This window comes from Streptomyces sp. NPDC015171, from assembly GCF_043079545.1.
GTDB lineage: Bacteria > Actinomycetota > Actinomycetes > Streptomycetales > Streptomycetaceae > Streptomyces.
The window spans coordinates 22,461-45,538 of the sequence record NZ_JBIBUO010000024.1; the positions used below are offsets into that span (position 1 = coordinate 22,461).

The 23,078-nt window shown below is 74.3% G+C and carries 21 protein-coding genes; 12 read left to right on the forward strand and 9 right to left on the reverse strand.

The window, feature by feature from the left end; all coding sequences use genetic code 11:
- The first annotated feature begins 39 nt into the window (after positions 1-39).
- Entirely contained in the window at positions 40-1,113 is a 1,074-nt protein-coding gene (locus tag ACF073_RS37410; RefSeq protein ID WP_392076020.1) for an alpha/beta hydrolase, read from the forward strand.
- Positions 1,114-1,283: 170 nt separating this feature from the next.
- Positions 1,284-2,702: a hypothetical protein gene (locus ACF073_RS37415; protein WP_392075959.1), complete on the forward strand. Its 1,419-nt coding sequence runs from the start codon at positions 1,284-1,286 to the stop codon at positions 2,700-2,702.
- A gap of 37 nt (positions 2,703-2,739) precedes the next feature.
- Here the strand turns inward: ACF073_RS37415 and ACF073_RS37420 are convergent, their stop codons facing one another.
- The gene (locus ACF073_RS37420; RefSeq protein WP_392075960.1) at positions 2,740-3,153 is read right to left on the reverse strand and encodes a VOC family protein; all 414 of its coding nucleotides are present in this window, start codon (positions 3,151-3,153) and stop codon (positions 2,740-2,742) included.
- Positions 3,154-3,220: 67 nt separating this feature from the next.
- Positions 3,221-4,111 carry a neutral zinc metallopeptidase gene (locus ACF073_RS37425; protein ID WP_392075961.1) on the reverse strand — a complete coding sequence of 297 codons (891 nt, stop codon included), beginning with the start codon at positions 4,109-4,111 and terminating at the stop codon, positions 3,221-3,223.
- Between the two features lie 400 nt (positions 4,112-4,511).
- On the opposite strand from ACF073_RS37425, the gene ACF073_RS37430 reads away from it, so the two are divergent.
- The 5 genes from ACF073_RS37430 (at position 4,512) to ACF073_RS37450 (ending at position 8,790) form a co-directional block, all read left to right on the forward strand.
- On the forward strand, positions 4,512-5,162 hold the full coding sequence (locus tag ACF073_RS37430; RefSeq protein WP_392075962.1) for a hypothetical protein: 651 nt from the start codon (positions 4,512-4,514) through the stop codon (positions 5,160-5,162).
- A gap of 95 nt (positions 5,163-5,257) precedes the next feature.
- Positions 5,258-6,856: an ABC-F family ATP-binding cassette domain-containing protein gene (locus ACF073_RS37435; protein WP_392076021.1), complete on the forward strand. Its 1,599-nt coding sequence runs from the start codon at positions 5,258-5,260 to the stop codon at positions 6,854-6,856.
- 335 nt (positions 6,857-7,191) lie between these two features.
- Positions 7,192-7,413, forward strand: coding sequence for a helix-turn-helix domain-containing protein (locus tag ACF073_RS37440; RefSeq protein ID WP_010355597.1), 222 nt, complete (start codon positions 7,192-7,194; stop codon positions 7,411-7,413).
- A gap of 117 nt (positions 7,414-7,530) precedes the next feature.
- Positions 7,531-8,334 carry an enoyl-CoA hydratase/isomerase family protein gene (locus tag ACF073_RS37445; RefSeq protein ID WP_392075963.1) on the forward strand — a complete coding sequence of 268 codons (804 nt, stop codon included), beginning with the start codon at positions 7,531-7,533 and terminating at the stop codon, positions 8,332-8,334.
- Between the two features lie 114 nt (positions 8,335-8,448).
- Complete coding sequence (locus tag ACF073_RS37450) at positions 8,449-8,790, forward strand: hypothetical protein (RefSeq protein ID WP_392075964.1); 342 nt, start codon at positions 8,449-8,451, stop codon at positions 8,788-8,790.
- A 132-nt stretch (positions 8,791-8,922) separates the two neighbouring features.
- Here the strand turns inward: ACF073_RS37450 and ACF073_RS37455 are convergent, their stop codons facing one another.
- From ACF073_RS37455 to ACF073_RS37485, 7 genes are all read right to left on the reverse strand, one after another.
- Positions 8,923-9,678, reverse strand: a complete 756-nt coding sequence (locus ACF073_RS37455; RefSeq protein ID WP_392075965.1) for an SDR family oxidoreductase — start codon at positions 9,676-9,678, stop codon at positions 8,923-8,925.
- A 5-nt stretch (positions 9,679-9,683) separates the two neighbouring features.
- Positions 9,684-11,489 (reverse strand): glycoside hydrolase family 15 protein, encoded by a 1,806-nt coding sequence (locus tag ACF073_RS37460; RefSeq protein ID WP_392075966.1) that lies wholly within the window; start codon positions 11,487-11,489, stop codon positions 9,684-9,686.
- 158 nt (positions 11,490-11,647) lie between these two features.
- A complete protein-coding gene (locus ACF073_RS37465) occupies positions 11,648-12,445 on the reverse strand; it encodes an SURF1 family protein (RefSeq protein ID WP_392075967.1) in 798 nt (265 codons plus the stop codon).
- A 50-nt stretch (positions 12,446-12,495) separates the two neighbouring features.
- Positions 12,496-12,729 (reverse strand): hypothetical protein, encoded by a 234-nt coding sequence (locus tag ACF073_RS37470; protein ID WP_392075968.1) that lies wholly within the window; start codon positions 12,727-12,729, stop codon positions 12,496-12,498.
- A 97-nt stretch (positions 12,730-12,826) separates the two neighbouring features.
- Complete coding sequence (locus ACF073_RS37475) at positions 12,827-13,810, reverse strand: DEDDh family exonuclease (protein WP_392075969.1); 984 nt, start codon at positions 13,808-13,810, stop codon at positions 12,827-12,829.
- A gap of 217 nt (positions 13,811-14,027) precedes the next feature.
- Entirely contained in the window at positions 14,028-16,631 is a 2,604-nt protein-coding gene (locus ACF073_RS37480; RefSeq protein ID WP_392075970.1) for an MXAN_6230/SCO0854 family RING domain-containing protein, read from the reverse strand.
- Between the two features lie 439 nt (positions 16,632-17,070).
- Entirely contained in the window at positions 17,071-17,697 is a 627-nt protein-coding gene (locus ACF073_RS37485) for a TetR/AcrR family transcriptional regulator (RefSeq protein WP_392075971.1), read from the reverse strand.
- 101 nt (positions 17,698-17,798) lie between these two features.
- Here ACF073_RS37485 and ACF073_RS37490 point away from each other — a divergent pair, with 101 nt between their 5' ends.
- The 5 genes from ACF073_RS37490 to ACF073_RS37510 all read left to right on the forward strand — a co-directional run bounded on the left by ACF073_RS37490 (position 17,799) and on the right by ACF073_RS37510 (position 22,938).
- Positions 17,799-18,596 (forward strand): acetoacetate decarboxylase family protein, encoded by a 798-nt coding sequence (locus ACF073_RS37490; RefSeq protein WP_392075972.1) that lies wholly within the window; start codon positions 17,799-17,801, stop codon positions 18,594-18,596.
- Positions 18,596-19,480 (forward strand): SDR family NAD(P)-dependent oxidoreductase, encoded by an 885-nt coding sequence (locus tag ACF073_RS37495; protein WP_392075973.1) that lies wholly within the window; start codon positions 18,596-18,598, stop codon positions 19,478-19,480. The genes ACF073_RS37490 and ACF073_RS37495 overlap by 1 nt, the downstream gene beginning before the upstream one ends.
- A 12-nt stretch (positions 19,481-19,492) precedes the next feature.
- Complete coding sequence (locus tag ACF073_RS37500; protein ID WP_392075974.1) at positions 19,493-20,779, forward strand: amidohydrolase family protein; 1,287 nt, start codon at positions 19,493-19,495, stop codon at positions 20,777-20,779.
- Entirely contained in the window at positions 20,776-22,002 is a 1,227-nt protein-coding gene (locus ACF073_RS37505; protein WP_392075975.1) for an amidohydrolase family protein, read from the forward strand. The genes ACF073_RS37500 and ACF073_RS37505 overlap by 4 nt, the downstream gene beginning before the upstream one ends.
- A 225-nt stretch (positions 22,003-22,227) precedes the next feature.
- Complete coding sequence (locus ACF073_RS37510; RefSeq protein ID WP_392075976.1) at positions 22,228-22,938, forward strand: VIT family protein; 711 nt, start codon at positions 22,228-22,230, stop codon at positions 22,936-22,938.
- Positions 22,939-23,078 lie beyond the last annotated feature (140 nt).

The window sequence follows — 23,078 nt, forward strand, 5'->3', positions numbered from 1 at the left end:
GCCACGGCCGCCGGGCTCACCGCGTTCCTGGCCGCCGGCATGGCGTCCGTGGCCGCCGGCCGGCTCGCCAGCGACGCCGCGCTGAAGGCGCCCGCCGGCCGGCCGCTGCCCACCGAGCCCCGCCTCACCGTGCACGGCACCGCCGCCGGCCAGATCACGCTCACCCGCGACCTGGCCTCGCAGCGCCCCGGCACCTACGGCCTCGCCGGCGACGGCTCCCACGCGGTCGTCGGCCCCGTGCTGGAGTCCGCCGCGGTCACCGCCGACACCGTCGTACGGCGCCTGGAACGCGTCACCCACGGCACCCTCGCGGCCGGCGACGCGGTATGGCTCACCCCCAACCTGTACGTCGGCAACCCCGGCGCCGCCCTCGGCCTCGACCACGCCGACGTCGACGTGCCCGGCGAACTCGGCGCCCTGCCCGCCTGGTTCGTGCCCGGGTACCGGGACACCTGGGTGATCGCCGTGCACGGCCTCGGCGCCACCCGGGAGCACGCCATGAACGTCCTGGGGTTCCTGCACGGCCGCCGGCTGCCGGTCCTTGCCCTCGCCTACCGCGGCGACCTCGGCGCACCCCGGCCGCCGGACGGGCTGAACCACCTCGGCGAGACCGAGTGGCGCGACGTCGAGGCGGCGATCCGCTACGCCGTCCGCTACGGCGCCCGCCGGGTCGTCCTGCTCGGCTGGTCCACCGGCGCCACCATGGCCCTGCGCGCCGCCGAGCACTCCGTGGTCCGCGACCGCATCGCCGGGCTCGTCCTGGACTCCCCGGTGCTCAGCTGGGAGGCCACGCTGCGGGCCCTCGCCAGGGCCCGCCACACCCCGCAGCCGCTGCTGCCGCTCGCCGTGTGGGCCGCGCAGGGCCGGGCCGGACTGGGCGCCGACGGGTCCGCGGAGATCACCGACCCCGTCCGGCTCCAGGTCCCCACCCTGATCATCCACGGCCCGGACGACCGCGTCGCCCCCTGGGCGCTGTCCCGCAGGCTCGCCCGGCGACGCCCCGACCTCGTCTCCCTGCACACCGTCCCGCACGCCCCGCACGCGGCGATGTGGAACGCCGACCCCGCGGAGTACGAGGAACGGCTGCGCCGGTTCCTGACCCCGCTGATGTGACACCGGACCCGCCGCGCCCCGGCACCGGTGCGAAGCATTCCGTTTAAGGCCGTACGGCTGGCTCGATCCTGCCCCTCCGGCCCTTTCCGTACCCCGTGCGTTGGCCAGCCCCGTCGCCCGCCGTGACATTCCGTTTGGGTTTTCGGACCGTCAACCGGAAGACTGCACCCGTGACGTCCCGTATCCCGCGCGACTCCAGGCTTCGACTCGTCCGACCGCGACCCCTGGCCGCCGCCCCCAGAGCTGTGAACCAGCGGCGCTCACGCCGCCCCGCACCCCGGCCGCCGGAGGGCACACCCGCCCCCGCCGAACTGGCCGGAATGGCCCGCACCGGGCTGGCCGGCGCGGCTCGTGTCGCCCGCTGGGCCGACGCCGCCCTCGGCCCCGGCCGGGACAGCGCCACCACCGACGGCAAGGCCACCCTCTCCGACGCCACCGCCGAACGCGCCGCCGCCGACCTCGGGCTGAGCGCCGTTCAGATCCGCGCCGACTGGGACACCGCCCGCCTCGCCGGACTCGTCGAGGTGCACGGCGACAGCGCGCGCCCCGGCTGGCGCCTGCGCGCCTGGAACCGCGACGACAGTGCCGTGCTGCGCGGCTGGGTCGCCCTCTTCGACGCCTGGTCGCTCGCCAGTCCCGAACCGGAAGGCCTGGAGCCCGCCGCCGTCGCCGAGGTCGTCTCGGCCATGCCCCAGGTGCTCTCCTTCCTTCAGCTCTCCGCCGGCCCGGTGCCGGTCGAGCAGCTGCTCGACCTGCTCCAGCAGCGGGTCACCGAGCTGCGCACCGAACGCTGCGAGGTCTCCTACGAGCCCGGCACGGGCCGGCCGGGCGGATCCCCGGTCCCGGTGGACCCCGCACCCGCCGCCGACGCCCCGCTCGCCCCGCTGCTCGACTGGGCGCTGGGCGCCCTCGCGGCCGTGGGCGCCCTCACCTACGGAGGCGGCCAGGCCACGCTCACCCCGCTGGGCAGCTGGGCGGTGTGGGTCAAGCTGGAGCAGATCTGCGTGGCCGCGCAGAGCCCCGCCGGCAACATCGAGCAGTCCGCCGAGGACATGCTCCGCGGCTGCGCCCAGCTCCGCCCCAACGCGGCCCGCGCCGAGTACCGCGCCTGGCTCGCCGCCCGTCCCGTCGGCAGCGCCGTCACCCAGCTGATCGACGCCGCCCGCGGCGACGACGCCCTCTCCCGCGGCCTCGCCTTCGAGGCGCTGCGCGTCGTCGGCGCCCCCGCCGAGCCCGCCGTACGGTCCGTCGTGGAGGAGCCGGCGCTGCGGCCGTACGCCCTGCTGTGGCTCGCCGAGCACGACGGCGTCGACCCGGAGGACGCCCACGAGGTGCTCACCCGGGAGGAGGCCACCTGGCTGTGGGTGGACACCGCCGCCGCCGTCGCCGACCACGGCGAGGCGCCGATGCTGGTCCGGCATCTGGAGTCCGCGGTGCAGCCCACCGTGCCCCAGCTGCTCGACGAGGTCCGCGCCGTCGGCCACCCGCGCACCGTGCAGGTCCTGGTCGCGCTCGCCGCGGCGCACCCCGACCCGGCCCTGGCCAAGGCCGTGCGCCGGGCCGCTTTCCAGGTGCACACCGGAGGATGACGGGCCCGCACCGGGGGACGGCCGGAGCGGGCGGGAGTCAGACCCCGATCTCGGGGGCGTACGTCCCGAAGCTCCAGATGTTCCCCTCGGCGTCCCGGGCCATGTAGTCCCGCGAGCCGTAGTCCTGGTCCGTCGGGGGCATCAGGATCTCCACCCCGTGCTCCACGGCCCGCTCGTGGTGGGCGTCCACGTCGTCCACCACGACGTACACCCCGGTGGGTCCCGCTTCCTTCATCGCCGTGTCGAAGAGGCCGCCGCGGCCCTTGGAGCCGATCATCACCGCGCCGCCGCCCTGGACCAGCTCGGCGTGCAGCACCTTGCCGTCCTCCGCCTCGTACACCGACAGCTCGGTGAAGCCGAGGGCCTCTGTGAGCTGCCTGATCGCCGCCTTCGCGTCCGCGTACAGCAGCGTGGGAAAGACGCCCGGCCGTGCGCCGCCCGTGCCTGCCATGCCGATCACCCCTTCGCGCATCGGTACTGCCGTGCCACCGAGTCTGGCAGGCGGCACTGACAACGCGTCAGCGGAAGGTGTCGCACCCCGCCATGTCGCCGGTCCGGTAGCCCTGCAGGAACCACTGCTGCCGCTGCTGCGCCGAGCCGTGCGTCCAGGTCTCCGGTGTCACCCGGCCCTGGTACCGCTCCTGGATCCGGTCGTCGCCCACGGCCGCGGCGGCGCTCAGGCCGTCCTCGATGTCGGAGGTCGGCAGGCTGGTGATCAGCGGGCGCCCGGTGGACTCGTCGGGCGTGGTCGTCGCGTGGTGCGCCCACACGCCCGCGTAGCAGTCGGCCTGCAGTTCCGTGCGCACCGAGTTGCTGCTCGCGCCGGTCAGCCCGTCCCGGGAGCGGTCGAGCACGCCGAGCAGGTCCTGCACATGGTGCCCGTACTCGTGCGCGATCACGTACGCCTGGGCGAAGGGGCCGCCGCTGGAGCCGAACTTCGTCCGCAGGTCGTCGAAGAAGCCCAGGTCCAGATAGACCTTGCGGTCGCCGGGGCAGTAGAAGGGACCGACCGCGGCGGTCGCCACGCCGCACGCGGTGCCGACCCGGTCGCTGAAGAACACCGTCGGCGAGCCGGTGTAGCGGCGCCCCTGCCGCTGGAACTCCTGCGTCCAGTAGTCCTGCACGCTGTTCACCACGGCCACCGCCCGGCAGTCGTCCCTGGAGTTCGCGTCCCGGCCGGTACGGCAGGACTGCTGGACCTGGGCGAGCGAGGAGGCGGCGGGCTGGGGCGACTCGCCGCCGGACGACAGGCCCAGCTGGTCCGGGCCGACGCCCAGGAAGAGGCCGAGCAGCAGCGCGATCAGGCCGATGACGCCGCCGCCGACGGTGGCCCGCCCGCCCGGGATCCGGCTGCCGCGCACATCCTGCACCTCGGAGGTGTCCAGGTTCGCGTCGTCGTCGAACTGCACGCGCCACCGCCTTCCGACCACGCCCGTCCCCGGCCCCCGGCGCCATCCTCGCCCGCCCCGCCGCCCTCCGCCGACGAACAGACCACCAAATGGGTGATATTCCACCTTAGGCAGACAAGTCGTGCGCTCGCTCCGGCAGGCGGTGACTACACTCACCGCACCGATCCGGCCGGTGGCTACCAGAGGGGGCAGGGTGCCGCTTCCACCACACAGGCCCCGCCCGCGCCCCGCGATCACTCCGGCCCCGGAAACGCACTCCACCCCGCGTCCCACCGCACTCGCACGCCTCCGCCGTACCCCCCGTACCCGCAGCCGCACGTGCACCGACCGTCGCACGCGCCCCCGCAGCCGCACGCGTACCCACGCCCGCCGCGCCGCCGCAGCCCTCCTCGCGGCCGTCGTGGCGCTCGCCCTGCTCGGGGCGGCCCGGCACCTGCGGCCCGCCCCCTACGGCGACCGGCTCCTCCCCGGCGGACACGGGAAGCGGCACGCGGACGTCTGGGCCGCGCGGGCGCAGGGCGGGGCGGTGGCCGGCTACGACAGCCGCACCGGCACGCTGCGCTGGCGCTACGCGCGCGCGGGGCACCGGCCCGTCTCCGTGCTCCCCGCGCGCGGGGAGGCGATCGCGCTCTGGGACGACGGACTGGTCACCGACACCGACGGCCGATCCGTGCTCTGGCACCGGGCCCTGCCCGACGCGGCGGAGTGGCTCCCGGCCCAGGGCGGCAGCGGCGTCCTGCGCCCCCTCGGCCGCGGCATCCTCGCCGTCGTCACCCCGCGCCGCGTCACCGCCTACCGCACCGCCGACGGCGATCTGCGCTGGGTCCTGCCCGCGCGCAAGGGCTGCGCGTTCCGCCCCGAGGGCGCCGTACGGCGGGGCACCGCGCTGCTCCTCGCCCAGCCGTGCACGGACAGCGCCTGGACCGGCCAGCTCGTGGCCCTGGACGACCTGGGAAGGATCGCGCCGGGGCGCACCCCGCTGGGCAACGACCCGTCCCGCCCGCGGCCCGCACACCTGGACGCCGGAAAAGCGCTTGCCGGGCCCCGTTAGACTAGGGCCCATGGCCATTCTCCTCGCGCATTAGACGGCGGGAACGTCCTCAGCCGCCCACCCGCCAATTTCCCTGCATGCTCTGGAGTCTGTCCGTGATCTCCGCCTCCGGTATCGAGCTGCGCGCCGGCGCGCGCGTCCTCATCGAGAACGCCACCTTCCGTGTGGCCAAGGGCGACCGCATCGGCCTGGTCGGCCGCAACGGCGCCGGCAAGACCACCCTCACCAAGTGCCTGGCCGGCGAGGGCATCCCGGCCGGCGGCACGATCACCCGCTCCGGCGAGGTCGGCTACCTCCCGCAGGACCCCCGCACCGGCGACCTGGACGTGCTCGCCCGCGACCGCGTCCTGTCCGCGCGCGGGCTCGACGTGCTGATCCGCAAGATGCGCGAGAACGAGGAGCGCATCGCCAACGGCAAGGGCTCCACCCGCGACAAGGCGATGAAGCAGTACGAGCGCCAGGAGACGGAGTTCCTCACCAAGGGCGGGTACGCCGCCGAGGCCGAGGCCGCCACCATCGCCGCCGCCCTGAACCTGCCGGACCGGGTGCTGGGCCAGCCGCTGCACACGCTCTCCGGCGGTCAGCGCCGCCGTATCGAGCTGGCGCGCATCCTGTTCTCGGACGCCGACACCCTGCTGCTCGACGAGCCCACCAACCACCTCGACGCGGACTCGATCATCTGGCTGCGGGACTACCTGAAGACCTACCGCGGCGGCTTCATCGTGATCTCCCACGACGTCGATCTCGTGGAGACCGTGGTCAACAAGGTGTTCTACCTGGACGCCAACCGCTCCCAGATCGATGTCTACAACATGGGCTGGAAGCTCTACCAGCAGCAGCGCGAGGCCGACGAGAAGCGCCGCAAGCGCGAGCGTGCCAACGCCGAGAAGAAGGCCGCCGCGCTGCACTCGCAGGCCGACAAGATGCGCGCCAAGGCCACCAAGACGGTCGCCGCGCAGAACATGGCCCGCCGCGCCGACAAGCTGCTGGCCGGCCTCGACGCCGTCCGCGTCTCCGACAAGGTCGCCAAGCTCCGCTTCCCGGACCCCTCGCCCTGCGGCAAGACCCCGTTGATGGCCGAGGGGCTGTCGAAGTCGTACGGCTCGCTGGAGATCTTCACCGACGTCGACCTGGCCATCGACAAGGGCTCCCGGGTGGTCATCCTGGGTCTCAACGGCGCCGGCAAGACCACCCTGCTGCGCCTGCTCGGCGGCGTCGAGAAGCCCGACACCGGCGAGGTCGTCCCCGGTCACGGCCTCAAGCTCGGCTACTACGCGCAGGAGCACGAGACCCTCGACCCCGAGCGCACGGTCCTGGAGAACATGCGCTCGGCCGCCCCCGACATGGACCTGGTCGAGGTCCGCAAGGTGCTCGGCTCGTTCCTGTTCTCCGGCGACGACGTCGACAAGCCCGCCGGTGTCCTCTCCGGCGGCGAGAAGACCCGTCTCGCCCTCGCCACCCTCGTCGTCTCCTCGGCGAACGTGCTCCTCCTCGACGAGCCGACCAACAACCTGGACCCGGCGAGCCGCGAGGAGATCCTGGGCGCGCTGCGCACCTACAAGGGCGCGGTCGTCCTCGTCACCCACGACGAGGGCGCCGTCGAGGCGCTCCAGCCGGAGCGGATCATCCTGCTGCCCGACGGTGTCGAGGATCTGTGGGGTTCCGACTACGCGGACCTCGTCGCGCTCGCCTGATCGAAAGCCTGATCCACGGCGTATGGATCATTCGGCCCATCCGTGATCCATCATCTGTGTGAGATCTCCTGGTATCGGGGTGTGTCGTACACGGATTTTCCGGCCGAGCCCTTGGCCCCCAAGGGCTCGGCCGCTTCGCGTCCCTGACCTGGTACTTCGCGAATCCACCCGGACGGCCCCATGGATCCCGCCCGCTGGAATCATCAATTCCGCTTGTGGGGATCCGCTCCTGTCGTCACAACGATGTCTCACCGACCTTGCCGAATGGGTGGCCATCACGCCCAGGAGGGGTGATCATGAGGAGACCAGAGCGCACTTCCCATGAGGAGGCACGGGTGGCCGAGACTCTGAAGAAGGGCAGCCGGGTGACCGGCGCCGCGCGCGACAAGCTCGCGGCAGACCTGAAGAAGAAGTACGACTCCGGTGCGAGCATCCGGGCGCTGGCCGAGGAGACCGGCCGCTCGTATGGCTTCGTACACCGGATGCTCAGCGAGTCCGGCGTCACGCTGCGTGGGCGTGGCGGAGCGACCCGGGGCAAGAAGGCCGCTACGTCCTGACGCCGGGCGGCCCATCGGCTTCGATGGTGGCCACCCGGTCGGCTGTCCGATCGGCCGGGTGGTTACTGTGCAGTCACTTAGCTTTGCTCAGCTGACCGCACCCATCGGAGGCGCCCCATGGCTTCGCCCGACCAGGACCTCGCTGCCGTACTCGACAAGGACGGCGTACGGCTCACCGTCGACGACGCGCTCGCCACGGTGACGCTGACCAACCCGGCCAAGCGCAACGCACAGAGTCCCGCCCTGTGGCGGGCGCTCGCCGAGGCCGGGCAGCTGCTGCCGGGCTCCGTCCGGGTCGTGGTGCTGCGTGGCGAGGGCAAGTCCTTCTCCGCCGGTCTCGACCGGCAGATGTTCACCCCGGAGGGCATCCCGGGCGAGCCGACCTTCATCGAACTCGCGCGCCGTGACGACGCCGGGCTCGACGAGGGCATCGCCGAATTCCAGGAGGCGTTCACCTGGTGGCGGCGGACCGACATCGTGTCCATCGCCGCTGTCCAGGGGCATGCCATCGGGGCCGGCTTCCAGCTCGCGCTCGGCTGCGACCTGCGGGTCGTCGCCGACGACGTGCAGTTCGCCATGCGTGAGACCAGCCTCGGTCTCGTCCCCGACCTGACCGGCACCCATCCGCTGGTCGGGCTCGTCGGATACGGCCGGGCGCTGGAGATCTGCGTGACCGGCCGGTTCGTCGGGGCCGCCGAGGCGGTGTCGAGCGGGCTGGCCAACCTGGCGGTGCCCGCGGCGGAACTCGACGCGGCGGTGCGGGACCTGGCCGCCGCGGTGCTGGCCGCGCCGCGCGACGCCGTGGTGGAGACCAAGGGGCTGCTGCAGCATGCCGCCGGCCGCACGTACGAGGAACAGCGTGCGGCCGAGCGGGCTGCCCAGGCACGGCGGCTGCGGGACCTGGCGGGCCTCGGCGAATGACCGCGGGGCCCGGCCGGGCCGGCTCACCGCCGTGACCGGGACCGCCACCGTCGGCCGGTCCCGCAACGCCTCACGCACGGCCGCGCGGACCCGCCGGGCCACGTCCACGGTCCGGTGGTCCGCGCCGGCCGCCGGCTCGACGCGTACATGACGGTGGGGCAGCGCGCCGTCCCGGAGGTGCTCCTCGATGTGCACGGCCCGGCCGAGGCCGCCGAGCGTCCCCGTCAGCCGGAGCACTCCGGGGACGGCGCGGGCGCACGGCTGCGCGACCGGGCCCTGGAGAGCGCCCTGGCGGCAGAGGCGGCCGGCCAGGCGGGCACGGCCCGTACCCGGATCCCGCTGCGGGGCCGCCGTACCGGACCGGACGGTACGGGCCTGGCCCGGGCTGGACCCGGAGGCGGCTCCGGCCGCGGCCCTCACCGGCTTCACCACCGAAGCGCCGGCCCGCCCCCGTGAGCCGCCCAGCCGGCCGAGGTCAGGACGGGGGAGGCCGGGCACCGCGCGGAGCGGGTGACATGACCTCCCCGCGCCGGCGGCGCCCTGTGGCCCGTCCGGCAATTCCCGTCTGCCGCGCGGCGCGTGCGCGCCCTAGAACCCGTGCCGGCTCCCGCCGTCCACCGGCACCATGACCCCCGTCACGTACGAGGCCGCCGGGGACAGCAGGAACGCGGCGACCCGCCCGAACTCCGCGGGCACGCCGTACCGGCGCAGCGGGATGCCCGACTCGTTGGCCCGCCGGGTGGCCTCGGGGTCGGCCGACCGCGCGTCCAGCTCACGCATGCGGTCCGTGGCGATCCGCCCCGGCAGCACGCCCACCACCCGGATCCCGCGCGGCCCCAGCTCGTCGGCGAGCGACTTGGCGAACCCGGCGAGCCCCGGCCGCAGCCCGTTGGAGATGGTGAGCCCGCCGATCGGCTCGTACACCGACCCCGACAGCACGAACCCGATGACCCCGCCCTCCTCCAGTTCGGCCGCCGCCGCGCGGGCGAGCCGCACCGCGCCGAGGAACACCGACTCGAACGCGGCCCGCCACTGCTCGTCGGTGTTGTCGGCGACGAACCCCGGCGGCGGTCCGCCCACGCTGATCAGCACACCGTGGAGGCCGCCGAAGCGCTCACGGGCGGCGGCGATCAGCAGCTCGGGCGCCCGCTCGTCCGCGTTGTCCACGGCCACGCCCGCCGCGTTCGGGCCCAGTTCGGCGGCGGCGTCGGCGACCTGCCGCTCGTCCCGCCCGGTGATGACCACCTTCGCGCCGTCGGCGAGGAGTTCCCGCGCGGTGGCGTTGCCCAGTCCCCGGGTGGCTCCGGTGACGATGTACACCCGGTCCTTCAGTCCAAGATCCATGGCTCCTATCCTGCCCCGTGCCCGGCGATCGCGGCCGCCTCGCCCCCGAACAGCGTGAGGGCGCTGTTCACCAGCGCGATGTGGCTGAACGCCTGCGGGTAGTTGCCCACCTGCCGGCCCAGCCCGGCGTCGTACTCCTCGGCCAGCAGTCCCACGTCGTTGGTGAGGTCCACCAGCCGTTCGAAGAGCTGACGGGCCTCGTCGGTGCGGCCCGTCATGTGCAGGGCGTCGGCGAGCCAGAACGAGCAGGCCAGGAAGGCGCCTTCGCCGCCCGGCATCCCGTCGACACCGATGGCGTCGGTGTCGTAGCGGCGCACGAAGCCGCCCTGGTCCAGCTCCGCGCGGATCGCGTCGACCGTGCCGATCACCCGTGGATCGTCCGGCGGCAGGAAACCGCAGCGGGGGATCAGCAGCAGGGAGGCGTCCAGCTCGCGCGAGCCGTAGTACTGGGTGAAGGTCCGGCGCCGGGGGTCGTAGCCCCGCTCGCACACCTCCCGGTGCACCTCGTCGCGCATCGCCCGCCAGCCCGCGAGGTCGCCCTCCAGATCGCCGTACCGCTCCAGGGTCCGTACGGCGCGGTCGGCGGCCACCCAGACCATCACCTTGGAGTGCACGAACTGGCGGCGGCCGCCGCGCACCTCCCACAGGCCCTCGTCGGGCTGCCGCCACGCCGACTGCAGGAACGTCATCAGCGCGCACTGGAGCGACCACATGTGCGGCTTGGTGGAAAGGCCCGACTCGCGGGCGAGGAACAGCGAGTCCAGGACCTCGCCGTACACGTCCAGCTGGAGCTGGTCGACGGCGGCGTTGCCGACGCGCACGGGCGTGGACCCGGCGAAGCCGGACAGCCAGGGCAGCTCCCATTCGGGCAGCCGCCGTTCGCCCGCGAGCCCGTACATGATCTGCAGGTCCGCCGGATCGCCCGCGACCGCGCGCAGCAGCCAGTCGCGCCAGGCCTCGGCCTCCCTGTGGTAGCCGGCGGCGAGCAGGGCGCCGAGGGTGAGGGTGGAGTCGCGCAGCCAGCAGTAGCGGTAGTCCCAGTTGCGCACCCCGCCCGGCTCCTCGGGCAGCGAGGTGGTCGCCGCGGCGACGATCCCGCCCGTCGGGGTGTAGGTGAGGGCCTTGAGGGTGATCAGGGAGCGTACGACGGCGTCCCGGAACGGCCCGTCGTAGCGGCAGCGCGACGTCCAGCGCCGCCAGCCCCTGACGCTGGCGCTCAGCGCACGGTACGGGTCGATGAGCGGGGGGCGCGGCTCGTGCGAGGGGTGCCAGGTGAGCACGAACGCGACCCGCTCGCCCTCGGCGACGGTGACCTCCGCGCGGGTGCTGAAGTCCTCGCCCCAGGTGCGCACGGGGGGCTCGGTGCGCAGCCACACCGAGTCGGGACCGGCGACGGCCACCCGGTGTCCGTCGGAGCGGCGCATCCACGGCACGACGGATCCGTAGTCGAAGCGCAGGCGGACGGTGCTGTGCACGGTGACGCGCCCGCTGACCCCCTCCACGATGCGGACGACATCGGGGGCGCGGTCGCGCTGCGGCATCAGATCGGTGACGCGCACGGTGCCCTCGGGGGTGTCCCACTCGGTGTCGAGGACGAGGGTGTCGGGCCGGTAGGCGCGGCGCGTGCAGGTGCCCGCCCCGGCCGGCGCGATCGTCCAGTGGCCGTTGTCCTCGCCGCCCAGCAGCCGCGCGAAACAGGCGCCGGAGTCGAAGCGGGGCAGGCACAGCCAGTCGATCGAACCGTCCTTGCCGACCAGGGCCGCGGTCTGCTCGTCGCCGATGAGGGCGTAGTCCTCGATGCGCGCGTTCACGGGAAGCCGGTTCCCGGCGGGCCTGAGGGCCAATCAGGTGGTACGCCCGGGGGAGTGACACCGCTCTAGGAGGGGCGCCGGGGGTGAGGGGGCGGGGCAGGCGGCCGGGGCTGGTGCCGGTGTACCGGTGGCTAGGTGTGCGGGCGGCCCGGCCGGGGTCACACGGTGGCCGGTTCCGTCTCCGCCGGTGCCTCGGCCGCCGCGGCCTCCTCGCGGTCGCGGATCTCCCGCCGGACCAGGAACCACCAGCCGACCGGGACGGCCGCCGCGAACAGCCACCACTGGATCATGTAGGCGTAGTTCAGCGGGGCGTCCTCGCTGCCCGGATCGGAGATCTGCTCCGGGGAGCCGTTCCCGGGCCGGGGCGCGGTCTGCTGGATGTAGCCGCCGAGCACCCGCGCGCCGAGCCGCTGTGCCTCCTCGGCGCTGCTGATCAGCATGATCTGCCGGTCGGGCAGCCCCTTGACGTTCTTGATGCCGCTCGCCGCCGTCGTCTCGTCGGCCATCAGCCGCCCGGTGACGGTGGTCCGGCCGGACGGCGGGGCGGGGATCTTCGGGAAGGCGGTCTGCACGCCGTTCGCGGGGATCCAGCCGCGGTTGACCAGCAGCACCTTGCCGTCCGTCAGGACCAACGGGGTGAGGACGTGGAAGCCGACCTCGTCGTCGGAGTTGGTCCGGCGGCGGACCACGACCTCCTTCGCGGTGTCGAAGGTGCCGGTCGCGGTGACCGTGCGGTACTTCTCGGAGCGGGTCACGGCGTGCCCGGGGGAGGTGAGCCGTTCCACGGGGACCGGGTCGGCGTGCAGCGCCCGGGAGACCAGGTCGTTGCGGGCCGTGCGCTGCTGGTACCGGTGCTCCTGCCAGAAGCCGAGCCTGATCATCGTCGGGATCAGCGCGATCGCGACGAGCGTGAGGATCACCCACTGGCGGGACAACAGGAAGCGGTAGCGGTGCACCCCACGACGGTACCCTCCGGGCCGTGGGGCGCATTCAGGCGGGTACCGGGTCACACCCGGTCGACGATGCCCGTCCTCCCCTCCGCGCGGGCGCAGTGCGCCCCGCAGTACCAGTGGCCCTCGACCTCCACGCCCTGGCCGATGATCTGCACCCGGCAGTGCTCGCAGATCGGGGCCATGCGGTGGATCGCGCAGGAGAAGCAGTCGAAGACATGCACCACGCCCTGCGCGTGCACCTCGAAACTCATTCCGTAGTCATTGCCGCAGACTTCACATGTCGCCATGGGCCACAGGGTGGGCCGTCGCCGATTCCCGGGCGAGCGGGGGCCGGGTGAGTCGTGCGGTAATCACCCGGTCGTACGATCGCCCGGCCGGTACGCCCTAGGCGTCCGCGGGCTCGACGTCCCGGAGCAGCTGCCCGAACGCGGCCTCGTCCACGACCGGTGTGCCGTACTGCCGGGCCTTGACCGTCTTCGAGGTGCCCGAATCGGGGTCGTTGGTCACCAGCAGACTGGTCAGCCGGGAGATGCTGGTGGCGACGTGCAGCCCGGCCTCGACGGCGCGGTCCTCCAGCAGCTCGCGCTCGGTCGACGTGTCACCCGAGAAGGCGACCCGCATGCCCTGTTTGAGGGGTTTGCCGTCTTCGTAGCGACCTGGGTTGGGATAGGGGCACACGGGCCTTTTGCGGGAGGGGCGCCAACCCCCCGGCCGGTACCCGCCGTAGCCCCCCGTCGACTGCCGGGGCACCGGCCGGTCCGACCACTCCGTCAGCGGGCGGCACTCCAGCAGCGGCAGCCGTACGCCGCCCGCCGCCGCGGCCCGCAGGCTGGGCCGGAACGCCTCCGCCAGTACGCGCGCGTCGTCCAGCGCGTGGTGCGCCCGCTGCTGGACGACCCCGAAGTGCGCCGCGAGCGACTCCAGCTTGTGGTTGGGCAGCGGCAGGGCCAGCTCCTTCGACAGCGCGATGGTGCACAGCCGCTGCCGCACCGGTGCCTCGCGCCGCACGCGCGCGTACTCCCGCGCGATCATCTGCCAGTCGAAGACGGCGTTGTGCGCGACCAGCACCCGGCCGTCCAGGCGGGCGGCGAACTCGTCGGCGATGTCCCCGAACAGCGGCGCCCCTTCGAGCGCCTCGCTCGTCAGACCGTGTATCCACACGGGGCCCGGATCGCGCTCCGGGTTGACCAGCGTGTACCAGTGGTCCTCGACCTCGCCGCGCCCGTCCAGCCGGTAGACGGCGGCGGAGATGATCCGGTCGTCCCTGGCCAGGCCGGTGGTCTCCACGTCAACGACCGCGTATCCCTTCGGATACGCGGCCGGCCACCCGGTGGGGGAGGACACTGCGGTCGCAAGGTCTTCGAGCATGGTCATTGAGGATACGGGCCGCGACCGACAGCGCGGTCCCTCAGGTCCCGCCCGCCCGCACCGGGCTCGCCCTCCCGCTCGGCCGCCGCACACCCGTGCCCGCCGGTCATGGCACGGCTCGCGCACGCGTACGCCGCGGGCGCGGCCCGGTTCCCGCACGCGCGCGTGCGGGTGAACGGGCGCCCCCGCCCGGCGAGTTCGGCCCGGCCCCACGGCCTCAGCCCAGCGCCGCCACCAGGTCCCCGGCGGCCAGCGGAGCGAGTCCGCAGCCGTCGGCGGGGCCGGGCAGCAGCCGGTACACCGCGCCGGTCGCGGCCTCCGGCGCCACCCCGCCGTGCACCAGCGCCAGCAGCACGTGCCGCTTCGCCGCCGCCGAGGCCGCACGGGCGTCGGCGTCCGCCGCGTCCCGCGCGGCCTCGCGCCGGTCCGGCTCCCGGAGGGCCCGCACCCGGGCGGCGAACGCGGTGTCCGCCTCCCCGTCCCGGCGCCGGTAGGACCACAGCTCGTCGGCGGCGCGCACGGCGGGCGCGCGCCGGACGACCAGCACCTCGCCGCTGCGCGCCGCCGCGTGCCACACCGCGAGGTCCCACAGCGTCGTACGGCCGTGCGCGAAGTACTGGAACAGGTCCCGCGCGACGCGGCCCAGGGCCTCACGGTGCCGGTGCACGTCGTGATAGCCCTCCGCCGACGGCAGATGCAGGTCCGTCCAGAGGAACGTGCGGTGGCGCAGGTCGACCAGCATCGGCACATGGATGCGCGAGTCGCCCTCCAGGTCGTAGCGCTGGCGCACCGCGCGCGGGTGGTACCCGGCGCCGCGCGCCTGGCCGGCCGCGGAGGGCAGCGCCATGAATCCGGCGAAGGCGTCGGGCAGCTCCTCGAAGGGGATGTCGTTGAAGCTGAAGACGACCGGCACCGCGTACCGCACACCCCGCTCGCCGAGCGCGGCGAGGTCCAGGTCGACGTACTCGGTGGCGCCGTCCGGCGCCGGGGCCGACGTCAGATCCCCCGAGTGGACGGCCCACCGGTCGCCGTGCACGAGGTTCGTGTAGTCGCACAGACCGGCGAACTCCCAGTCCTCGTCGTACAGCGCCACCGACAGGTCCAGGTCCACGCGGACCTTCGGCGGCTCCGTCCAGTGCAGGAACAGGCGCAGCACCTCGCCCTCGGGCAGCGGCTGGGTGCTGCCGCGCGGCACCGAGACGAGGGCCTTGGCGGCGGCGCGCTCCACGGACGGCACCGCGAGCCCGGAGAGCGCCGAGTCGAGCACCGCCAGATCGAACCGGGACGCCCCGGCCAGCCGGCGCAGCGCCTCGGCCTCCAGCAGCGCGCACACGCGCGTGGTGACCGCCTCGGCGAGCGGCGCACGCGTGTCGTCGAGCGCGAACGCGTGCGTGACCTGCCCGCGCGGGAAGAACACCCGCCGCTCGCCCGGGAGATGGCGGACGCGCAGCCGGCCCAGCGCGGCCAGCAGCGGTCCCGGGCCCGCCTTGGGCAGCGCCCGGCGCAGCACCTCGGCGAACTCCTCGGGCAGCGTGTCGAGCGCGCGCAGTCGCAGCAGATGGTCCAGCCGGCGCAGCAGTTCGCCCGGCCGCTGCCCCAGGAGGGCGAGCGCGGCGCGGGTGTCCCGCTCGGCCAGCGCCTGCTCCACGCGCGCGCCCCACCGGGCCGGCCGGATCCGGCCGGCCGCGGCCTCGACGGCCTCCGGGTGCGCGGCGGCCGTCCGCAGCAGGGCCTCGCCCAGGCCGGTACCGGCCGTCTCGGTGCCGCGCAGCACGGCGAAGGCGAGGGCGGCCCTGGGATGGCGGGCGTGGTGCTCGAAGGGGTGCAGCGTCTCGGCGGCCCGCTTCCAGCCCGTCGGGTGCCGCAGGACGTCCTCCACCAGCGAGGTCACCGCGAGGGAGTCCAGCAGGCCGAGCAGCCGGCCGCGCAGCGCGCGGGGCAGCGAGCGCAGCCGCGGCGGCGCCAGGAGGTCCGCCGTGCCGCCCGACCACACGCACAGCAGCCGCAGCACGTCCGTCGCCGTCGTCAGGTGGGTGCCGAGCAGTTCGCCGGCCGCCACGCGCGTGTGCCGGTCGCGCAGCAGGGTGCCGAGCACGAGCGCCTTGGTCTCGCGGACCGGGATGTCCGCCGGGAACCAGGCGAGGCCGGCGGGCGCGTGCGCCAGCAGCACCGTCAGGTCCGCCCGGTCCTGGGCGGGCAGGGGGGTGCGCCGGGCCAGCAGGGTGCGCAGCGCGAGGACGGTGTCCGCGCGGGCGTCCCTGCCGAGCGCGAGCGGCTTCAGCGGGCCGGCCGGCACCTCCCGGGGCCGACGCGGCTCACCGGGCACCAGGAACGGGTCGGCGGGGTCGATCCGGCGGTGGCAGAGCGGGCAGCCGGTGTAGTCGGCGCCGTCCCAGCACGCGCGGCACACCAGATGCGCGCACGGCGCCACCGGGTGCACGCTGCCCACCGTGCCGCACAGCACACAGGGCTGGGCGGGCCACTGCAGCAGCAGGGCGAAGACCCGGTCGACGAAGAGCCCGAACGTGTCGTCGGGCACGGAGGCCGGGAAGGTGCGGAACAGCGGCATGTGGGCGCGGTCCGCGCCGAGTTCGGCGTCCAGGTGCCCGATCAGCTGCCGGCCGGCGTCCGCCAGTCCGGCGGGGCCGAGCCAGGCCAGCGCCGCGCGCAGCTCCGCCGTCGGTGTGAAGCCCCGGTCGAGCAGCTCGCCCTCCAGGGCGACGAGTCCCTCGGCCGTCGACGGGTCGCCCGGGCGTGGCCCTGCCTGGTCGACGTAGACGGTACGGAGTCGGCGGAGCAGCACGGACGCCAGTGCGGACAAGCGGGATCCCCCGGTACGGAGAGGTAGTGGAAGCGGGGGCGGAGAGTGGGCGCGCTGTGGATTCCGAAGGGTGAAGAGAAGGAAGCACGCCGGGGAGCCGCCCCCGCGAGCAGGAACATTAGGCGTACGGCGGTTCGGGCGCGACCGATTTTCCGGGACGGCACGGGAACCGGCCGCCGCGTGCCGCGGCACAGGTCCCGCACCGGCGGCAGCACGGCCGCCGGGCAGCCGTCAGGGGCTGCGCCTGTGCCCGTGCCTGGGTCGGTACGGCCCGGACCCCTGCTCGTACTTGAATCGCCATCAGGTCGCCGCCAGGGCCTGCGCCAGGGCCCGTCCCCCAGGTCGCCGGCAGGGGCCGTACTCGTGCCCGTGTCCGCGCCCGTACCTGGGTCCGTACCTGTCCCCGTGGGCCCGATCCGCACCGGTTCCTGGATCGCCGTCAGGCCGCCAGCAGGGACCGCACCAGGGCCCGTACCGCCGTCACGAACAGCCGCTCGGTGTCCACCGGGCGGGCCAGTGCCCGGGCCAGCGCGGGATCGTCCCCGGCGCCCGGGGCCCGCCACAGCTCCTCCTCGCCCGGGTGCTGCGCCGGAGCCCGCTCGCGGTTGCGCTCCACCAGCACATGCCCGACCACCTGGAACTGCACGGCCCGGACGAACTCGGCGGCCCGGGCCCCGCGCAGCCCCGCCGCGTGCGCCTCGCGCACCAGGACCCGCTGGGCGGGCAGGAACATCCGCTCGGTCAGGCCCCGTTCGTGCACCAGGGCCACCAGATGCGGATGGTCGCGCAGCTGGCGCCGCAGGGCGCGCGCGACCGACAGCACGCGCTGCTCCGGTGTGCGCCCGGCCGGACGGATCTCGCCGAGATCGGCCACGGTCCGCTCCACGAGGGCGTCGAGCAGCGCCTCGCGGCCTCCGACGTGCCAGTAGATCGAGGTCACCGCGGTGCCCAGCTCGGCGGCGAGCTTGCGCATGGTCAGCGCGGCCGGACCGTGCTGCCGCACCAGCCCGGCGGCGGCGTCCAGCACCGCCTCCCGGGTCACCGCGCTCCTCGTCCCGCTCGGCATGATCCCCCCGACTCCCGTCCGTGCACGTCCCTTTACCCCGCACCGAGTCTGCTGTAACAGTGTTACAGGTGACGGTCCGTCAGAAGAGAGGCGGTACGGGTATGGCACGCGTACGGTACGGCGCGCGGACCGAGCGGGAGATCGCCGCCACGCGCACCGCGAGCGCACGGCTCCCCGACATCTGGTCCACCGGTGTGGTGGCCGTCTGGGAGACCGATCCGGACGCGGTCGCCGCGGTGCTGCCGCCCCCGCTGAAGCCCGGGGCGCGGCCCCTGGTGCGGGTGAACATCAGCAAGGTCGACCTGCCCGGATACCCGCTCGGCGCGGGCTCCTTCGCGGTCGCCGCGGCCCACGGCACGGTCGACGGCTGGTACCCGCTGGTGATGCCGATGACCCATGAGCGCGCCCTCACCGGCGGGCGCGAGGTCTTCGGCGAGCCCAAGAAGCTCGGCGAGGTCACCGTCGAGCGCGACGGCCTCGTCGTGCGCGCGGCGCTGGCCCGGCACGGCATCGCCTTCGTGGAGGTGCGCGGCGCGGTGAGCGGCCCGCTGCCGCTGCCCGAGCCCGCGCCCAAGACCGACTTCTACTTCAAGTGCCTACCCGCGGTGGACGGGTCCGGCTTCGACGGCGACCCCGTGCTCGTGCACTGCGTACGGAACGAAAGGGTGCGCAGGCTGGAGTGGATCACCGGGGACGTCGTCCTGCGGGAGTCGATGTACGACCCCGTCGCCGACCTGCCGGTCCGGCGGCTGCTGGAGATCACCGTCGGCGAGAAGACCAGCGACCAGCGCGGCCGGGTGGTCGAACGCGTCGACCCGCAGGCCCTGCTGCCCTATCTCCACCAGCGCTACGACGACCCGCTCCAGGTCCTCGACGCGCCGCCCGAGGGGAGCCGCTGATGGATCTCGGGACGGGGCAGGTCGCCGTCGTCACCGGGGCGGCGAGCGGGATCGGACTCGCGATGGCCCGGCGGTTCGCGGCCGAGGGCCTCAAGGTCGTCCTCGCCGACGTCGAGGAGCGGGCGCTGGACGAGGCCGCCGCCGACCTGCGCGCGGAGGGTGCCGACGTGCACGCGCGCGTGGTCGACGTCGGCGAACGCGACCAGGTCATGGCACTGGCCGAGGCGGTGTACGACACCTACGGCGCCGTGCACGTGCTGTGCAACAACGCCGGCGTCGGCTCCGGCGCCGAGGGCCGCATGTGGGAGCACGACCCCAACGACTGGAAGTGGGCCTTCGCCGTCAATGTGTGGGGCGTCTTCCACGGCATCCAGGCTTTCGTACCCAGGATGATCAAGTCGGGTCAACCCGGTCATGTGGTCAATACATCCTCCACCGACGGCGGTGTCGCGCCGCTCCCGACCGCCTCCGTGTACGCGGTCACCAAGGCGGCCGTCGTCACCCTGACCGAGTCCCTCTACGCCCATCTGAAGGCGGAACACGCTCCCGTGGGCGCCTCGGTCCTCTTCCCGGGCCCGCACATGCTGCGCACCGGCCTGTGGGAGTCGCACCGCAACCGCCCCGACCGCTACGCCAAGCAGCGCCCGCGCCGGACCCCGTACCGCAGCCTCGGCCAGTGGGAGGCGGCCATGCGCGCGGCCGGCCGGGAAGTCCGCTTCACGCCCGTCGAGGAGGTCGCCGGTCTCGTCGTGGACGGCATCCGGGAGGACCGCTTCTGGCTGCTCCCGGCGAGCGGCCCCGGCGACGACCGGATCCGCGCGCGGGCCCGCTCGATGCTCGACCGCGCGAACCCGGCGTATCTGGAGAACTTCATCCTGGACTGAGAGGAGGCCGTGGTGAGCGGCCAGGACGACCCGTACCTGATCATCTCCTCCGACTGCCACGCCGGACTGCCCACCGAGCGGTACCGGCCCTATCTGGACGCACGTTTCCACCGGGACTTCGACGAGTTCCTCGCGGGCCGCGAACGCCGCCGCGAGGAGATGACCCGGCTCGGCATCCGCAACGAGGCGTTCGCGGCCAAGTGGTTCCACGACAACGAGGAGGGCCTGCGCGGCGGCTGGGACGCCGCTCAGCGCGTCAAGGAGCTGGACGGCGACGGAGTGGCCGCCGAGGTCGTCTTCCCGGACGCCGACGCCGTGGACAGCCGGACCGCCGCGCCCTTCGGCGTGGGCCTCGGCCTCTCCGGCGACCAGGACCCCGAGCTGGGGATGGCGGGCGCGCAGGCGCACAACCGCTGGCTCGCGGAGTTCGTCTCCGAGCATCCCGAACGGCACTGCGGCGTCGCCCTGCTGCCCGTCACCGCCCCCGTCGACCGGGTCGTCGCCGAGATCCGCCGGGCCCGGGAGTCGGGGCTGCGCGCCCTGATGATCCCCGCCATGTGGGCCGGCCGGGAGCCGTACCACGACCGCCGCTACGACCCCGTCTGGGCGGCCGCCGCCGAGTGCGGCATGCCGGTGCTCACCCACTCCGGCGCCGCCCCGCGCCACGAGTACGGCGAACACCTCGGCATCTACGTCAGCGAAGTGACCTGGTGGCCGGCCCGCCCGCTGTGGTTCCTGCTCTGGTCCGGCGTCTTCGAACGCCACCCGGGCCTGCGCTTCGGCATCGCCGAGTCGGGCTGCTGGTGGCTGCCGAACCTGCTGTGGTTCATGGACCGCCTCTACCTCGGCGCGCACGGCGGCAAGAAGCTCTCCCCGTTCCAGGAGCTCAGACGACCGCCGCACGAGTACCTCGACCGGCAGATCTTCGTCTGCGCCACCAACACCAAGCGGCGCGAACTGGCCCAGCGCTACGAGATCGGCGTCGACAACATCCTCTGGGGCAGCGACTTCCCGCACCCCGAGGGCACCTGGCCCGACACGCGCGCGTGGCTGCGCCGCACCTTCCACGACATCCCGGTGAGCGAGACCCGCCGGATGCTCGGCCTGGCCGCGGCGGAGGCCTTCGGCTTCGACGCGGGGCGGCTCGCGCCGCTGGCCCGGCGCATCGGCCCCACCCCCGCCGACCTCGGCCAGCCGGCCGACCAGAGCGCCGTGGAGGCCTCCTGGGCGCGCTCGCGCGAGGTGGGCCGGCACTGGCTGACCGACCACGACTTCCCGGCGCTGGGGGTGACGCGGTGAGCGACCGGTACACGGTGATCTCCGCCGACTGCCACGCGGGAGCCGATCTCCTCGACTACAAGCCGTACCTGGAGAAGCGCTACCACGACGACTTCGACGTCTGGGCGGCCACCTACGTCAACCCGCACGCGGACCTGCTCGCCGACTCGGCCGACCGGAACTGGAACTCCGAGCGGCGCCTGGCCGAGCTGGCGGCGGACGGGATCGTCGCGGAGGTGATCTTCCCGAACACCATCCCGCCGTTCTTCCCGTCCAGTTCCCTGATGACCCAGCCCGCCACCGCGGAGGACTACGAGCGGCGCTGGGCCGGGCTGCGCGCCCACAACCGCTGGCTGGCGGACTTCTGCGCGGCCGCGCCCGGCCGCAGGGCCGGTGTCTTCCAGATCCTCCTCGGCGACGTCGAGGAGGCCGTCAAGGAGATCAGGCGGGCCGTCTCGGCGGGCCTCAAGGGCGGCCTGATGCTGCCCGGCACCCCGCCGGGCTCCGGCCTGCCCGAGCTGTACTCGCGCCGCTACGACCCGATCTGGGCCGTCTGCGCGGAACTCGGCGTCCCCGTCAACCACCACGCCGGGTCCGCCTCGCCGCCGCTCGGCGACGAGCCGGCCGCCCGCGCGGTCTTCATGGTCGAGACGACCTGGTTCTCCCACCGCGCGCTGTGGCACCTGGTCTTCGGCGGGGTCTTCCGCCGTCACCCGGGGCTGCGGCTGGTCCTCACCGAGCAGGGCTCCGGCTGGATCCCCGGGGTCCTCGACATGCTGGACTACTACCACGGCCGCCTGGTCGCGAGCGCCTCGAAGGCCGGCACCGCCGAGGCCAGGTTCGGCGCCGGTCTCGCCGAGGGCATGGGGGACGCACCCTCCCGTGTCTGGCGTGAGCACTGCTTCGTCGGCGCGAGCTTCATGCGCCCCCACGAGGTGCCGCTGCGCGACCGCATCGGCGTCGACAGGATCATGTGGGGCAGCGACTTCCCGCACGACGAGGGCACCCACCCGTACACCCGGGAGGCCCTGCGGTTCGCCTGCGCGGGCGTCCCGCGCGAGGAGCTGGCCGCCATGCTCGGCGGCAACGCGGCCCGCGTCTACGGCTTCGACCTCGCCGTCCTGGACCCCCTCGCGGCGGAGTTCGGCCCCACGGTCGCGGAGATCGCCGAACCCCTGGCGACACCGCCGCCCGACGCGACCAGCCCTGTGTTCGCACGGGGGGCGTCGGTCCGGGTGTGGTGACGGGGGCGTCGGTCCGGGTGTGGTGACACCGGGCCGGCAGGCCGGCGCCGACGGGCGGAGACTGGCAGGCCGGCGCCGGCGGGCGGACACGGACGGGCGGACACCGGCAGGCCGGCGCCGACAGGCGGGCACGGGGGACACGGACGGACGGGCGGACACGCGCGGCCGCGGGCGGCCCGATGTCGGTACGGCGGGGGCGGGGGCCCGGGTGGGATCCTCCCTGCTGTGACGCAACCCCTGCACGACGAGGCCCATGGCGGCGCGCTCGGTTCACGGCTCAACTGGCTCCGGGCGGCCGTGCTGGGCGCGAACGACGGCATCGTCTCCACCGCCGGCCTGGTCGTCGGCGTGGCCGGCGCGACCGGGAGCCGGTCCGCCCTGCTCACCGCCGGCCTGGCCGGCCTGCTCGCGGGATCGATGTCCATGGCGGCCGGCGAGTACGTCTCCGTCTCCACCCAGCGCGACTCCGAGAGGGCCGCGCTGGATCTGGAGAAGCGGGAACTGCGGGAGCAGCCGGAGGCCGAACTGCGGGAGCTGACCGAGCTGCTGACGGCGCGCGGCCTGTCCGGCGAGGTGGCCCGCGAGGCCGCCGAACAGCTCACCGCGCGGGACGCGCTGAGGGCCCACGCGCGCGTGGAGCTGGGCATCGACCCGGACCAGCTGACCAACCCCTGGCACGCGGCCTGGGCGAGCTTCCTGTCGTTCACCGTCGGCGCGCTGCTCCCCCTGCTGGCCGTCGTGCTGCCGCCGGCCGGCTGGCGCGTGGCCGTCACCGTCGGCTCGGTCCTGGCCGCCCTGACCCTCACCGGCTGGAGCAGCGCCCGCCTCGGCGTGGCCGCCCCGGGACGCGCGATCCTGCGCAACGTGGCGGGCGGAGCGCTGGCGATGGCGGTGACGTACGCGGCGGGGAGCCTGCTGGGCGCGGCGGGGGCCTGAGCGGGACGAGGGCCGAGCGGGACGAGGGCCGAGCGGGACGGGGCCCGGACGACCGGAGCCCCTGGCCGCGCGGTCGGCGAAGGCTCCGGCGTACCGTGAAGTGCGCTCACCACCCCCGGGCGCACCGTTCGACCTCGCAC

Bases quoted from the DNA above. Each gene is read 5' to 3' on its own strand.
- ACF073_RS37470 (WP_392075968.1), bottom strand. From the start codon at position 12,729: ATGGCGACATGTGAAGTCTGCGGCAATGACTACGGAATGAGTTTCGAG.
- ACF073_RS37475 (WP_392075969.1), bottom strand. From the start codon at position 13,810: ATGCTCGAAGACCTTGCGACCGCAGTGTCCTCCCCCACCGGGTGGCCG.
- ACF073_RS37455 (WP_392075965.1), bottom strand. From the start codon at position 9,678: ATGGATCTTGGACTGAAGGACCGGGTGTACATCGTCACCGGAGCCACC.
- ACF073_RS37495 (WP_392075973.1), top strand. From the start codon at position 18,596: ATGGATCTCGGGACGGGGCAGGTCGCCGTCGTCACCGGGGCGGCGAGC.
- ACF073_RS37410 (WP_392076020.1), top strand. From the start codon at position 40: ATGGCGTCCGTGGCCGCCGGCCGGCTCGCCAGCGACGCCGCGCTGAAG.
- ACF073_RS37490 (WP_392075972.1), top strand. From the start codon at position 17,799: ATGGCACGCGTACGGTACGGCGCGCGGACCGAGCGGGAGATCGCCGCC.
- ACF073_RS37420 (WP_392075960.1), bottom strand. From the start codon at position 3,153: ATGGCAGGCACGGGCGGCGCACGGCCGGGCGTCTTTCCCACGCTGCTG.
- ACF073_RS37445 (WP_392075963.1), top strand. From the start codon at position 7,531: ATGGCTTCGCCCGACCAGGACCTCGCTGCCGTACTCGACAAGGACGGC.
- ACF073_RS37485 (WP_392075971.1), bottom strand. From the start codon at position 17,697: ATGCCGAGCGGGACGAGGAGCGCGGTGACCCGGGAGGCGGTGCTGGAC.